The following is a 13,601-nucleotide window of genomic DNA, read 5'->3' on the forward strand; positions in this document are numbered from 1 at the left end:
TGCGTGGATGGATCTATGCGGCTGTGAGTTGTACCTTGGTGCTGCGCGTCTTGTCGGCGGCCAGCGTGAAAGCCTCCACGGCCTGCGCCAGCGGCAGCTGCGCGGACAGCAGCGGGCGCACGTCGAGGCGGCCTTGCGTGAGATAGCGCACGGCCCAGTCGAACTCGCGCCCGAAGCGGAACGCGCCGACATACTCCAGCTCGCGCGCCATGATGCTGTTGGCCGGGAAATGCAGCCCCTCGGCCGGCAACGTGCCGATCTGCACGATGCGGGCGCCACGCCGCGCGGCCAGCAGGCAGGTGTCCAGCGCCGCCCCGCTGCCGGCGGCTTCCAGGCAGACGTCGGCGAGGTCCTGCAGCGCCTGCGGCGGTTCCCGGTCGGTGCGGATCACCTGGTCGGCGCCGACCCGCAATGCCACTTCGAGCGGGCGGTCCGCGATATCGCAGGCGATGATGTGCGCGGCGCCGGCCAGGCGCGCGGCCATCACCGCCAGGCTGCCGATGGTGCCGCCGCCGGTGACCAGCACCGTCTTGCCCAGCAGCTCGCCGGCGCGGTTCACGCCGTGCAGCGCCACGGAGAGCGGCTCGGCAAACGCCAGCTCGCCCAGCGAGATATCGCTGTCCACCGGCGTCAACTGGCGCTCGTGCATCAGGAAGTGCTCGCGGAACATGCCTTGCACATGCGGATAGATGCTGGCGCTGCCGAGAAAGCGCATGTTCCGGCAAAGGTTGTCGCGCCCGGCCCGGCAGTAGTCGCACTGCCCGCAAGCATGCGAGGGATTGATCGCCACCTTGTTGCCCGGCGCGACGCGCGTGACCGCGCTGCCCACGCGGGAGACGATGCCTGCCGCTTCGTGGCCCGGCGTCAGCGGCTCGCGGATCACGAAGGCGCCGACCTTGCCATGGAAGTAGTAGTGCAGGTCGGAGCCGCAGATGCCGGCCGCGCCGAGGCGCACCTCGACCTCAAACGGCCCGGGAGCGGCGGGTTCCACCTGCGTGAAACGCAGGTCTTCGCTCGCATGGATATGGCAGACCAGGGACATCATGACTCCTCGGTAAGCTTGCGCGGCTTGCGGCGCATTGCGGTTGGCTCGGTTGGCTCGGTTGGCTCGGTTATCTCGGTTGGCTCGACTGGCTTGCCTGGCTCGGATGGCGCGCCTGCGGGCCACGCCGCGTAGAAGCGGCCGTGCGAGGCTTCCAGGTGCAGGCACATGGCGTCGCGCGCGGCATCCGGCGATCCCGAGGCAATGGCTGCCACCACGGCGCGGTGCTCGGCAATGGCCGCGTGCCAGCTGGACTCGTTCTCGAAGTAGCTGCCGAAGCGGGCAAAGAGCGGGTTATGGCGCTCGTCGAACAGCTCGGCCACCAGGCGCTGTAGTACGGCATTGCCGGACACTTCGGTAATCCGCAAGTGGAACAGGCGGTCGCCCTTGACGGGGATCTGTCCCGCGCCAGCCTCTTCCTGCATGATGGCAATCGAATCTTCCAGCGCGGCCAGCAATGCCGGTGTGGCATGCCGCGCGGCATTGGCCGCCATCTCGCCCTCGATGGTCTGGCGCGCGCGGATCACATCCAGCGGCGGCTCGGCCATCACGCTGGCAGCGCGCGCCCGCTCCGGCGGACAGGCATAGATGCCCGAGCCCATCCGCACCTCCACCAACCCTTCCACCTCCAGCGCGATCAGCGCTTCGCGCACCGATGGCCGAGACACGCCGAGCTGTACCGCAAGGTCTCTCTCGGGCGGCAGGCGCGCGCCCACGGGAAACTCACCGTTCTCGATCAGCCGGCGCAACTGGTCGGCAATCTGGCGGTACAGGCGGCGAGGTTCGATCTGCTGCAGGGGCATGTCGGCGCGCGATCTTCGAAAATGATTGGGCCAGGAGGTAAAGTGGCCTGACCAATTTTTAGGAAGTTTTTACACGCTCTACAAGGGGAATTTATACGGCACTGCAGCACGCGGGCGCCGGTGCCTGCCCGCCTGCCCGCGCCAGGGGCGACAGCGGCTTGCACGGCGGGTGCAGCAAAGAATGCGGCGAGGAGGCTTGCGCAGGCGCCCCGACAAAATGCAGCTTACGGGACAACCCCAATGTCACCGTCCTTGGCCTCCCTGCGACACTTTCTATACTGGAGGCACAAGCAGAAAGACAGGAGACGGCAATGCTGCACCTCACGTCACATGATCTTGTGTTCTTGATTCCGATGGCGCTGGTTGGCATGATTGCCTTCGGCGGGATCCCCTTCACGGCCCGGGCCTTGCGCATCAGTTGCCGCGCGGCAGGTGCGATCTTCGGGGCTCTGCTGGCGGTGGCCTTGCTGGAGGCGCTTCCGTTGCTTATCTGAACGCTTCGAGCGTTCCCGGCTTGCTTGTAAAAAGGGGGCCGCTATGACACTGAGCCTGCTGGCTGTCTTGATGGCGGCGTTTCTGCTGGTCACCGTCGCCACGGCGATCTGGCGCTGTAGCCACCCCTACCGCATACGCTATCGGCGCTGCGCCGAGCAGCGCAAGCGCGCCGGCATCTGCCGGCAAATGCAGCAGCACTGAGCGCGCCGCCTGCGGAGTTGCATCGTCATCCGGGCCGGATGTGCCGGGTAGATTGTGTGCCCTGCCTGGCCGATCAGATTTCGATCATCGCGAATTCACCCTTGCCCACGTCACATTCGGGGCAACGCCAGTCTTCCGGAATGTCCTCCCAGCGCGTGCCGGGAGCGATGCCATCGTCCGGCCAGCCCTGCTCTTCGTCGTAGACCCATCCGCAAATCAAGCAAACCCAAGTCTTGTAAACAACGGCTTCCTGCTGCAAAACGCACTCCTGTATCGATTCCGGGCGAAATGATACAGTGTTTTTTGCCTGTACCCCGGCGTTAGGGCCACGGGCCAAAGCGCAGGGGGCGGCAACGCCCCCCCCTGCGCGGGCAGGTTTCCCGGCAAGTCACTGCCGGATGGTGAAGTCGACCCGGTTGGGCGCGCCCTTGTCCTTGATGCCATCGGCGTTGAGCTTCGAGGCGGTCATGAACAGGCGGCTTTCCGGCACCTTGGCATCGCGCTCCAGCGCCTGCTTGACCGCCAGCGCCCGCTGCTCGGCCAGTTGCCTGAGCTCCACATCGGTAACCGGCGCGTTCTCCAGCAGCAGCGTCTCCATCTCCTTGGGGGGCAGGGATTTCGACAGCCCGATCACATTGCGCGGCTTCTTGAAGGAGGCGCGCTTGTAGACTGCTTCGAGGTACTTCGGGTACTCCTGCGGCGACACCGTCACCTTGGCGCCTTGCTCGCCTTCCTCGTTCTCTTCAGCCACGGCGCCCGCCTTTGCGCTGGCGCGCATCTCGCGCGACTTTTGCTCGGCCACGCGCGCGTCCAGCCAGGCGCGCTTGGCGCCGGCGGTATCGGTGGCGGGATCGATGCGGCCGCTGATCTCCAGGCGCAGTGCCGGGCGGTCGGCCAGGGCCTTGCCCAGTGTCGCGATCTTCTGCGTGGCCGCCGGCGTGAGCGTGGACGTGCCGGGCGCGAACTCCACGTAGCCCAGTTCGTCGCCGCCGCCAAAGGCAGAGGCGATCAGCGAGAACGGCGAGGTGATGGCCTTGGCCAGCAGGTTGACGATCACCCGCGCGATCACGCCGCCGATGCTGAACTCCGGGTCCGACAGCGAGCCCGACACCGGCAGGTTGATGTCGATCACGCCATTACGGTCCTTCAAGAGCGAAACTGCCAGCAGCACCGGCAGCTTTGTCGCGCTCGGGCTGTCGACCTTGTCGCCAAAGGTGAGCTGGTCCAGGTAGAGGTGGTTGCGCGCGTCCAGCTTGCCGTTCTCGATCTTGTAAGCCACGTCGACCGTGAGCTTGCCCTTGGTGATCGGGTAGCCGGCGTACTTGGCCGCGTACGGCGTCAGCCGGGTCAGCTCCACGCCGGCGGCCTTGGCGGCAATGTCGAGGTAGAGCTGCTCGGCCAGCGGGTTGAGCTTGCCGTCGATCGTGACCGGCGCGTCGTCGTCGATGCGGCCGGCCAGTGTGAGGTCGGCAGGCGCCGGTTCCGTCGAGGACAGCTTTGAGACCGAACCCTTCATGTCGGTCAGGTTGGCGGAGTAGTTCGGCTTGACGAAGAAGTCCGAGAAGTTGATGTTGCCCTTCTCCACCGTCACGCCACCGATGCGGATCTGCGGCTTTGCCGCGGCGGCCACAGGCGCGGGTGCCGGGGCCGGTGCGCTGGCGGCGGGTGCCGATGCGGGACTGGCCTGCGTCAGGCTGGTGGTTGGCGCGGCCTCGCCCTTGGCGGCGCCGCCGGCCATGACATCCTGCAGGTTGAGCCGGCCGTTGGCATTAAGGATCACCCGCGCATAGAAGTCCGACAGCGCGACACCAGCCACGCCGACCTTCATCGGCCCCTTGGCCTCATCCATGGCGAAATCGATGCCGTTTACCGCCAGCGAGCGCCAGCGCAGGAAATCGTCACCGGTCACCCGGTCGACGCTGCGCACATTGCCCAGCAGTGCATTACCGCTAAAGCGCGCGGCGATCGGCTTGCCGGCGGGGGCCTGCACGCCGAGGCGGCCCTTGACGGTAGCGGTGCCGCCACGCAACGCCGCGTTAAAGCGGTCGGCGAGGTAGGGCTGCAGCGGCGCGAGGTCCAGCTCGCGCAAGTCCACCTGCAGTTGCGCCGCGGGCGCGGTGGGCAGTACGGTGCCGTCGAGCGCCATCGCGCCGCGCCGGCCCACATCGGCCTTGAGCGTCATCGGGATGGCGCCTGCCGCCATCGGCCAGTTAAGTGCGCCGGTGCCCAGGCTGATATTGCGGAATTGATGGACCACCGGGCGGTCGCGGTTGGCGGCCGCGGGCGCATAGTCGGTCACGCGCAGGCTGCCGCCATCGAGCGCGAACTTGCCGAGCTGTGCCTTCCAGGGCAAGGGCTTGGCGGCGGCAGCGCTCTCGGGCTGGACGGCCTTGGCCTGGACACCGGTTGCACGTTGGGCGGACTTCTGCTTGGATTGCACTGCCCACAGGCGCGCGCTTTCGAGCAACTCACCCTTGAAGTCACGAGTGATGGCGATCTGCGGCTTGGCGACCACCAGCTGGCTTGCCTGGAATGAATGCGCGCCAAGATCGAAGGCGATGTCCTCCAGCGCCACGCGCTCGGCGCGCATCACCGGCAGGTTGGCGGCTTCGCTGTCGTCACTAGCACGCGCCCGGCGGGTGTCTCGCCGGCGGTCGCTTTCGGCGGTGGCAGGTTTGTTTGCGCCCGTAGTGGCGGCTGCCACTTGCGCCACCGACACCGGCTCCCGGGTAGCCAGGTAGAGCGGCGCCAGTTCGACGCGGGACTTTTCCAGCGAGAATGCAAAGGCGGGGCGGCCCCAAGCCATCTTGTAGTGCAGTTCGGCATTGATGGCGGTATCGCCAAGCCGGGTCTGGAGCTCCGATGGCCACCATGCGGCAAACCCTTGGGGCTTCACGCCACTGGCTTGCAGCGTGCCAGCCATGGTGCCGCCATGCAGGGACAGCTCGCCCTCATGGCTGAGCGTCTGGCCTTCGCCTATCGTCAGCTTGGCCTTCACCTTGGCGGGCTTGTCGCTGTCGCCGGCGAAGCCGGCCACGTCGGCGTCAAGCGGCCCGAGCGCGAGCGTGCCGGGCCCGGAGGGGGCCGAGTCGTCGCGCAGGCCCAGGCTGGCTTCTTTGACGGTGATCTGGTCGATCGCATAGCGCCAGGGCTTTTCCGGCACCGGCGCAATGCCGGCGGCGGCGGGCGCCGATGCCGGGCCGGCCTTGGCTGCGACAGGTGCGGAAGCCGGGCCAGCCTTGGCTGCGGCCGGAGCGGATGCGGGTGCCGCTGCTGTTGCAGAGGCGGCTGCAGCCGGCCGGGCCGGCTTTTCCACCTTGGCGGCTTCCGGCAGGAACGCCTCGGCCAGGTCGAGCGAGCCATCGGCGCGCCGCACGGCGTGGACGGCCAGGCCATCCACCGAGAGGCTGCGCAGGTGAGCCAGCCGCCCCAGCGGCTCGATGCGCGCGATGTCCACCGCTATCCGCCCGGCCTTCACCAGCGGCGAGCCATCATGCTTGCGGATATCGGCGTCGCGCAGCGCCGCGGTGCCTGCCAGGAAGATGTCCTGCTTGTCCTTGTCCTGGATAAAGCCCAGCGTCAGCCGTGAATCCAGCAGGCCGCCCTTGATATCCGCATCCTTGAGCTTCGGCGCGAACGGCATGTAGCGCGCCAGTTCCAGGGCATCGAGGTTGATATTGAGGTGGGTCTCGCGCGAGGCGGCGAACGGCAGCATGGTGCCGTCGAGCGCCAGCGCGGAACCGTTGATGTTCGCGCTCAGCGTGGGCCGGGTGACGATCTCCACGTCGTGCGGCAGGTTGGACAGGAACGGCAGCGTGATGGTCAGGTTGTCCAACCGCTGCGTCTGGTTGAGCAGCTTGTCGTTGAACACCATGCTGCCGCCGGTCAGCGCGATATTGTTGACCGAGAAGCGCGCCGGCTCGGATTTTGGCGCGGGCGGCCTGGCCGCGAAGCGCTCCTGGATATCGGCGTAGTTCATGCGGCCGCTGGCGTCGCGCGCAAGATGCAGCGCTGGCCGGTCGATATGCACGGCATCCACCACCGGCGCGAAGTGCCACAGCGAGGCGATGGCGCCATCGATCTTGGCTTCGCCTACGGTCAGCATGGGCGTGGTGCCATCGGGCTCGTAAATCGTGATGTCGGAAACGTCGACGGCCAGCGAGAACGGCTGCACCTGTGCGCCCCCGATCGTGACCTGGCGTCCCAGCGCCTCGCTGGCCTGCTTGGCCGCCAGCGACTTGATCAGCGGTGGCCCGCCAAAATACCCGGCCAGGCCGAACACCGCCAGCGCGGCCACGATGCCGCCGGCCACCCGCAGGCCGGCCCGGCGACGTGGCGTTGCCGTTGCCGCCTGCATGGAGAACTTGATTGCCATGTGATCCCAGAAGATTCGACCCCAACTTCCCGCGTGCCGCCTTGCGGACCCGTTGGCGAGCTACCTGGATGAAGCCATTCCACAGTGCGTCGCTACACGGATCGGCCACTTTGTGGCCCGGCTTTCACTTTTTAACGACATTATCGCAACGCTTGGGGGCAAAGCAAAGGCATTCAAATGGATTTAAAGAGGATTTCGGGACGGTCCAAAAAGGAATGCAAGCGCGCTGGCCGAAGCCGGTTCAACGCCGATCTGGTATCGTCACGCCTTTGCGAAGCGTCTCGTCGCATGCCAGCGGCTTATCCGCCACTTAGTGCCTGCTTCTCCCGCGCTGTACCCTCCGGCCAGAACCCTCCACGTCAACCGTGTTGCACGCTTCGCATGCGATCAATTTCCATGCGAGTCCCCTCATGTCTACCACCAGCAGTACTGTCGGAGCAGATAGCGCGCGCAGCCTTCAAGCGCGCCCGCTGACCGGACAGGATTACAAGACGCTTGCCCTGGCCGCCCTCGGGGGCGCGCTCGAGTTCTACGATTTCATCATTTTTGTCTTCTTCGCCACCGTCATCGGGCAGCTGTTCTTCCCGCCGTCGGTGCCGGACTGGCTGCGCCAGCTGCAGACCTTCGGCATCTTTGCCGCAGGCTACCTGGCGCGCCCGCTGGGCGGCATCATCATGGCCCACTTCGGCGACCTGCTTGGCCGCAAGAAGATGTTCACGCTGTCGATCCTGCTGATGTCGGTGCCGACGCTGCTGATGGGCCTGCTGCCGACTTACCAAGCGATCGGCCTGCTGGCGCCCGTGGCGCTGCTGCTGCTGCGCGTGATGCAGGGCGCGGCGGTTGGCGGCGAAGTGCCCGGCGCCTGGGTGTTCGTCTCCGAGCACGTGCCCGCGCGCCGCACCGGCTATGCCTGCGGCACGCTGACCGCGGGCCTGACCGCCGGCATCCTGCTGGGCTCCCTGGTGGCCACCGGCGTCAACACCATCTTCACCCCGGCGGAACTGATCGACTGGGGCTGGCGCATGCCCTTCCTGCTGGGCGGCGTCGGCATCGGCTCCATGTACCTGCGCCGCTGGCTGCACGAAACCCCGGTGTTTGCCGAGCTGCAGAAGCGCAAGGCGCTGGCCGCGGAAATGCCGCTCAAGACGGTGGTGCGCGATCACCGCGGCGCGGTGGCGGTATCGATGCTGCTGACGTGGATGCTGTCCGCGGGCATCGTGGTGGTGATCCTGATGACGCCCACCTTCCTGCAGAAGATCTATGGCTTCGATGCGCGCACCGCGCTGGTCGCCAATAGCGTGGCCACTCTGTGCCTGACGATCGGCTGCGTGGTGGCCGGCCTGATGGCCGACAAGGTAGGCCCCCGGGTCACCCTGTTCGGTGGCGGGCTGCTGCTGGCCATCAGCTCGTATGTGCTCTATAGTACACTCCACACGCGCCCGGACCTGCTGCTCCCGCTGTACGCGGTGGCCGGCTTCTTCGTGGGCACCATCGGCGCAGTACCTTATGTGCTGGTCAAGGCGTTCCCGGCCCAGGTGCGGTTTTCCGGGCTGTCGTTCTCGTACAACCTGTCGTACGCGATCTTCGGCGGGCTGACCCCGATGATCGTGACGCTGATGCTCAAGAACGATCCGCTGGCCCCCGCCTACTACGTGGTGGCGCTGTGCCTGCTGGGCATGGTGACGGCACTGTTCGTCAAGGACCGCTCGCTCGCCTGAGCCTGATCGCTGCTGCTGCGCGCCCGTGTTGAGCCAGGCGCCGGCCATGAAAAAAAGGAGGGTCGCATCCGCGCCCTCCTTTTTTTACGCCCATGCGCTAGCCAGCACTAGCGGCGATGCTGCTTGAAAAACTCCCACATCAACGCGCTCGCATCGGGGCCGATCGGCGCATGGTAAGGGTAGTCGCCATCGCCGCCGCTCCAGGCGTGATCGAGGCCGGCTACCTCGCACAGTTCGACCAGTTCGCGGTTCCAGGTGCCAAAGCTGGCTTCCAGGTAGTCCCCGGCCGGCAGCAGCGCGCTGGCGGGATGGCCGTTGGCGCCGTCAACCTGCGCCGCACCCGCATCCGCACCCGCCATAGCGGCGGCTTCTTGCTCCGCACCGGTGAGGTGCCGCACCGCGGCGCCGTTCATCCGCTCCTCGACCCGGTCGCTCATGCCGTTGTAGGCCAGGAACTGGCGTGCGAGCAAGCGGGCGTTGATGGGATGTACCGCCTCATCGTCCATGCCGTGCAGCACGATGGCCGGCATCTTCGGTCCGCCCGGGGTCACGCCAGCGGCATCCAGCAGCATCGCCGGGTCGGCTTCCGTGCCATGCTGCATGGCACGCAGGCCGTCGCCGGCCGTGTGGCCCGCGCCGATCACGACACCGGAATGCAGGCCCACGGCAGCGATCCTCTCGGGATAGCGCAAGGCCACCACCGCCGCCATGCTGGCGCCCGCGGACAAGCCCGCCAGGTACACCTGGTCGGCACGGACGTCCCGCCTGGCCGCCAGCGCATCGATCAATACCGCCAGCGCCTGCGCCTCGCGGCCGCCCTCCTTGGCACCCAGGTCGAACCACTGCCAGCAGCGCTGCATCTGGCGCCGCAGGGGCTGCTGGGGATAGGCCACCATGAAGCCTTCGCGCTCGGCGAGGGCGTTCATCCGCGTACCCGCCGCGAGGTCTTCCGGCTTCTGCCGGCAGCCATGCAGCATCACCACCAGCGGCATGGGCCGCTTGGGCGCGCCGGAAGGCACGTAAAGCCAGTAGGGCAAGCGTGGGACCAGTTCGCCCGGCAGCGGCGCGAGGCGGTGGTGGTGTGAAGCCCATTCTCCGGGCAAGGGGTGGCGCGGCGGCAAAGGCAGCGGCGCCGGCGAGCGCGCCCGAAGACGGGGCGCTGCGGGGTTAAGCGTAGCGATACGGTTGAACCACGTTCTGAGATGGTGCGCGGACTGGGGTTGCGCCCGGCTGATCTGCCGGAGCTGCGCATGCCAGTCGGCCGAAAGGCTCTTGGTCATGAAGACTCCTGCTATCGACATTGTTGCGATGCAGCATAGCACACGAGCAACCCGGGATAGTTGTCGCTTTTTCATCACATGTTAAGCAACGCAGACATTAGAATCTTCCATCTAATCCGCCATGCGCTCGCCTATGCACTTCGGCAAAACGTCCGTAGACACCAAGACACTGAATTCGGACGGCGAAAGAATGCAGATCGCTAAGAGATAGCAGCAGAAGGCATGCGGTTATACCCGTGGAGACGGCACGCGCCCACCTGCTCAGCGCCGAGTACCGCGAGCCAATGCTCAACACGTTGCGCCGCAATGCCTCGCGTGAGCGGACCCCGCTGGTCGCAATCCAGGCCCGGCTAGACACCACCAGAGGCATCCGCGCCTCGGTTGCGTAGGACAGACACTGACAGCAAGGCCGTGCAAACGCGGCTATGTTCAGGCTATGCCGCCGTATGCGGGGTAGCCCTCAGGGGGAGATCACCCTGCGGCTATGCCACTGGCGGTCGACATCGTTTCCGGTATCTGTATCTCTATGCGGGACTTTCCTTTCGCGGTGCGCGCGGGCCTGGCGCCGCTTGGCTTCCTGATGGTGACCGGACTGGCGCCAGCGGTGGCCGCGCAGGCCAACGCTCCGGCTTCGCTGTCGACGCTGGCGAGACTGCTGCTAGGCACGGTAGATGGCAGGAGCACCGGCATGAGCGGCGTGACGCGCCTCACTGGCGGCGTGGCCAGTTCCGACACGGAACTCAACACGGCTTGCCAGGAGCTGACTCGCGCCGGGCCATTCACGCTGGACGCCGCAACGCGGCTGGAGGGATGCAGCGTCGCGCCCGGCAAGCGCGTGCAGTTCCGCCTCAGCCTGGTTGGCGTGGATGCGAGCCGCGAGGGTACCCTGGCGTTCATGGCAAGTGCCCGCCCCGTGCTCGAGCGCGGCATCTGCCGCAACCCGGACGTGCCGGTGCTGGGCCGGCTGGGCGTCACGCTGAACTATCGCTACGCCGGAATCGGCAACCAACCGCTGGGAGAGGTCACGATTACGCCGGACCGCTGCGGACCCAAATAGAGACTATTTTCTTTCCTGGGCGCATTCCTGGCGATACGCCTCGTCGAGCTTCTTGCGCTCCGCTTGCCGCTCGATATTGGGATGGGTGCTGCCATCCGCTCTGGTCACCGTGGCTTTGCCGGTGGTCCATTGCGCTCCCGCGGGCAGGGCATTGATCTTGTCGAGCAAACCCTGGCAGCGGGTGCGCTGGGATGGCGTGAGGGTGCCGTCCGCTGCCGGCCCGGCATTGTCGGTGGCGGGATCCAGCAAGAGCCGCGGCGGCGGCGGCGCGACCATCGGCGCGGGCACTTCCAGCGCGGCGGCAGTGGCAGCCTGGCCCGCAAGCAGCCCCAGGCCCAGTGCGGTAGCCAAGACGATCGAAGCCCGTTTCATTTTCAGTTCTCCACAGCGGGGGCGCATTGCGCCTTCCATGACGATGTTCCAGGGGTCGCCCTGCCGGCTGATACCGAAAAACCGCATGTTTCCGATGTCCCTCCTAAGGTGGCGGCAGCCGCCGGCAATGCAGGCACGAACCCGGCTTAGCTTCGTTCCTTGCCGTTGCCGGCCCGACCCGTGCGATTGCCCAGCAACTCCAGCTTGAGCAGCGCATCTGCAAGCATACTCTTGAGGCGGGTGTTTTCGTCCTGCAGGTCGCGCATCTTGCGGCTGTCGCGCGCTGCGCTGCCAGCGCCCTGGGCCGTATTTGATGCGCCAGCCATAGAAGGAAGCGTCGCTAAGTCAAGCAAATTGGAGAGGCAACCCGCCGCGAGGCCAGCCCCGCATGACCCGCAACTTACGGCGGCGCAAGCCAATCTGTGAGCATATCACCCATGACCGGAAAAGCAATTCAACATTTTAAATTCTCGATATAAACATTCTTGAAATCCAGCGTTAACGCATACCAATCTGGAAAACCACGATCAAGAAAACAGAACGAATTGCCAAAATTTTATATCCCATTTCCTGATTCTCTGACTCGCCTTTCCACTGTCACACAACCGCAAAAAAATCATGCAAGCGAAAAAAAGACCGTTTTTCGGTGCATAACGCACCTAGTTACATGAGGTTATGAAGCGCAGGACACGAATATCTTCAATGTCCCCATGTCCGAACAATGAGCATTTTTTGAGCTGGTTTTATGGAATAACTTTGACAAGGCCACTGGCAAGTTTCAAAGTTCTGCATTAATCTTGTCTAGCATTAACTAAATTTCGATCTCCAGCAACCGGGCCTCGCGCCCCGGTGCAGACTGGCGACGATAAGCGCAACGCGAAGCCGGTCGGCTAGTCATTTTTTCAGCGTTGCTGCCTATATACCGGGCCACATGCAAGCAGCACTGCGTCGTAGTTTCCCCAGTTTGGCCGGGAGATTTTGAAGACCGCCACGCCTTGCGGATGTACCGACGTTGTGCAGGCCCCAGTGCTCACGGCCAGGCATGGCAGACCCAGCACGGTAATAGGCCAGATATGCCAGCTACCCAGCTACCCAGCACAGCAGGTGCGTTATGGCCTTGGCGGCAACACAGAAAGAGAACAAAAGAACAAGTTTCGAATCGGGAGAAGTCACCATGCGGCATGTCAGCACCAAGCTCTTGCACGTTTTCGTTTTGTTGATGGAATATCGTGACCTCAGCGCCGTCGCCGCCTGCACGCAAGGTCGGGTTCCGACCATTGCCTACAGCCTCGCGCGTCTGCGCGAAATCACCGGCGACCCGCTGTTCATCAAGCGCAATGGCACGCTGGAGCCTACCGCGCATGCCTTGCGGCTGGAGCAGACCGCCCGCCAGATCTTGTCAAAATGGGCGCACCTGGTACTCCCGCTTACCCCCGCCACCGAGGAGGCAAGCCCGCACCGCCGTATCTCGATCGGGTTTTCGCCATCGATCGGCGATCCGGTCATCACCGAGATTCTCACGGCCTTGTGCGAGCAGTTCCCGGATGACCGCTTCATGACGCGGCCGGTCTTTGCCGACGCCGCGCTGGCCACCCAGCTTCGCAGCGGCGAGCTGGACTGCGCCTTCGTGGTCGATAGTCACTTTGTGCCCGAGAACGTTGCACTGCACAACATCATGGCCACGCCGCGCCGCCTGGTCAGCGTGGTGCGGCCGGGCGGCCACGACGATGCGCAAGGCCGGCACGAGTGGATACTGCTGCAGGAAGACACTGAGCCCGGCAGTCCGCTGCAGGGTTTCCTGAACCGGCTCGCGCACGATCCGGCCTACCGGGAAACCGTGGTGCCGTCCTGGCACACGCAAGTTGCGTTGCTGCTTGCCGCAGGCGGCAGGCGGCACCTGCCCGCTGCTGAACTTCAACGTGCCGCTGGTGACACGCAATCACAAGACGCGCCTGCTGGCGCCGCCCAGCAGCTTCCCGGAGTGGGCCGCCCTGCATTTCTGGGCGCCGGTCCGCGCCGGCAATGCGCTGCGCGCCATCATGGAGATCGGCAGCGCCGTCCTGCACGATCCGGTCAGCGCCATCGACCGCCGTCATCAGTCGCACGAGACGCGCAGCGCCGCCTACGCAGCCTGACCCTGCTGACCCTCAAGCACGCCGCGCCGCGGCGTGTCCGCTTGTGGCTGGCCATGCGCGCCAGCCCATAAGGGTTTCCGCTCCCTCCTCTAAGAATTGAGAATCGTCTCAGGCCGGACGCCG

Annotated in this window: 12 protein-coding genes and 1 pseudogene; 6 read left to right on the plus strand and 7 right to left on the minus strand. The window is 65.6% G+C overall.

What is annotated here, in order from left to right; all coding sequences use genetic code 11:
• Positions 1 to 13: 13 nt before the first annotated feature.
• The gene (locus ACGLHR_RS12315) at positions 14 to 1,042 is read right to left on the minus strand and encodes an L-idonate 5-dehydrogenase (RefSeq protein WP_318231723.1); all 1,029 of its coding nucleotides are present in this window, start codon (positions 1,040 to 1,042) and stop codon (positions 14 to 16) included.
• Positions 1,042 to 1,845 carry a FadR/GntR family transcriptional regulator gene (locus ACGLHR_RS12320; RefSeq protein ID WP_400094096.1) on the minus strand — a complete coding sequence of 268 codons (804 nt, stop codon included), beginning with the start codon at positions 1,843 to 1,845 and terminating at the stop codon, positions 1,042 to 1,044. The genes ACGLHR_RS12315 and ACGLHR_RS12320 overlap by 1 nt, the downstream gene beginning before the upstream one ends.
• 311 nt (positions 1,846 to 2,156) lie before the next feature.
• Between ACGLHR_RS12320 and ACGLHR_RS12325 the strand changes: the two genes are divergently transcribed.
• Positions 2,157 to 2,339, plus strand: a complete 183-nt coding sequence (locus tag ACGLHR_RS12325) for a hypothetical protein (RefSeq protein WP_043356764.1) — start codon at positions 2,157 to 2,159, stop codon at positions 2,337 to 2,339.
• A 43-nt stretch (positions 2,340 to 2,382) separates the two neighbouring features.
• Positions 2,383 to 2,541: a hypothetical protein gene (locus tag ACGLHR_RS12330; RefSeq protein ID WP_400094098.1), complete on the plus strand. Its 159-nt coding sequence runs from the start codon at positions 2,383 to 2,385 to the stop codon at positions 2,539 to 2,541.
• Positions 2,542 to 2,614: 73 nt separating this feature from the next.
• Here the strand turns inward: ACGLHR_RS12330 and ACGLHR_RS12335 are convergent, their stop codons facing one another.
• Together ACGLHR_RS12335 and ACGLHR_RS12340 are read right to left on the minus strand one after the other, a co-directional pair.
• Entirely contained in the window at positions 2,615 to 2,800 is a 186-nt protein-coding gene (locus ACGLHR_RS12335) for a rubredoxin (protein ID WP_400094099.1), read from the minus strand.
• Positions 2,801 to 2,929: 129 nt separating this feature from the next.
• Positions 2,930 to 6,916, minus strand: coding sequence for a DUF748 domain-containing protein (locus ACGLHR_RS12340; protein WP_400094101.1), 3,987 nt, complete (start codon positions 6,914 to 6,916; stop codon positions 2,930 to 2,932).
• 410 nt (positions 6,917 to 7,326) lie between these two features.
• Between ACGLHR_RS12340 and ACGLHR_RS12345 the strand changes: the two genes are divergently transcribed.
• Complete coding sequence (locus tag ACGLHR_RS12345; protein WP_400094102.1) at positions 7,327 to 8,634, plus strand: MFS transporter; 1,308 nt, start codon at positions 7,327 to 7,329, stop codon at positions 8,632 to 8,634.
• A 107-nt stretch (positions 8,635 to 8,741) separates the two neighbouring features.
• On the opposite strand, the gene ACGLHR_RS12350 is transcribed toward ACGLHR_RS12345, so the two are convergent.
• Positions 8,742 to 9,914 (minus strand): alpha/beta hydrolase family esterase, encoded by a 1,173-nt coding sequence (locus ACGLHR_RS12350; protein WP_400094103.1) that lies wholly within the window; start codon positions 9,912 to 9,914, stop codon positions 8,742 to 8,744.
• 236 nt (positions 9,915 to 10,150) lie between these two features.
• On the opposite strand from ACGLHR_RS12350, the gene ACGLHR_RS12355 reads away from it, so the two are divergent.
• Together ACGLHR_RS12355 and ACGLHR_RS12360 are read left to right on the plus strand one after the other, a co-directional pair.
• Complete coding sequence (locus ACGLHR_RS12355; RefSeq protein WP_400094104.1) at positions 10,151 to 10,303, plus strand: hypothetical protein; 153 nt, start codon at positions 10,151 to 10,153, stop codon at positions 10,301 to 10,303.
• 137 nt (positions 10,304 to 10,440) lie between these two features.
• Entirely contained in the window at positions 10,441 to 10,971 is a 531-nt protein-coding gene (locus ACGLHR_RS12360; protein ID WP_400094105.1) for a hypothetical protein, read from the plus strand.
• 3 nt (positions 10,972 to 10,974) lie between these two features.
• Here the strand turns inward: ACGLHR_RS12360 and ACGLHR_RS12365 are convergent, their stop codons facing one another.
• On the minus strand, positions 10,975 to 11,343 hold the full coding sequence (locus tag ACGLHR_RS12365) for a hypothetical protein (RefSeq protein ID WP_318231642.1): 369 nt from the start codon (positions 11,341 to 11,343) through the stop codon (positions 10,975 to 10,977).
• A gap of 146 nt (positions 11,344 to 11,489) precedes the next feature.
• Positions 11,490 to 11,669: a hypothetical protein gene (locus tag ACGLHR_RS12370; protein ID WP_400094107.1), complete on the minus strand. Its 180-nt coding sequence runs from the start codon at positions 11,667 to 11,669 to the stop codon at positions 11,490 to 11,492.
• Between the two features lie 848 nt (positions 11,670 to 12,517).
• Here ACGLHR_RS12370 and ACGLHR_RS12375 point away from each other — a divergent pair.
• A pseudogene (locus ACGLHR_RS12375) lies at positions 12,518 to 13,478 on the plus strand (LysR substrate-binding domain-containing protein).
• The last annotated feature ends 123 nt before the right edge of the window (positions 13,479 to 13,601 follow it).

This window comes from Cupriavidus sp. CuC1, assembly GCF_044627735.1.
GTDB classification, from domain to species: domain Bacteria; phylum Pseudomonadota; class Gammaproteobacteria; order Burkholderiales; family Burkholderiaceae; genus Cupriavidus; species Cupriavidus ulmosensis.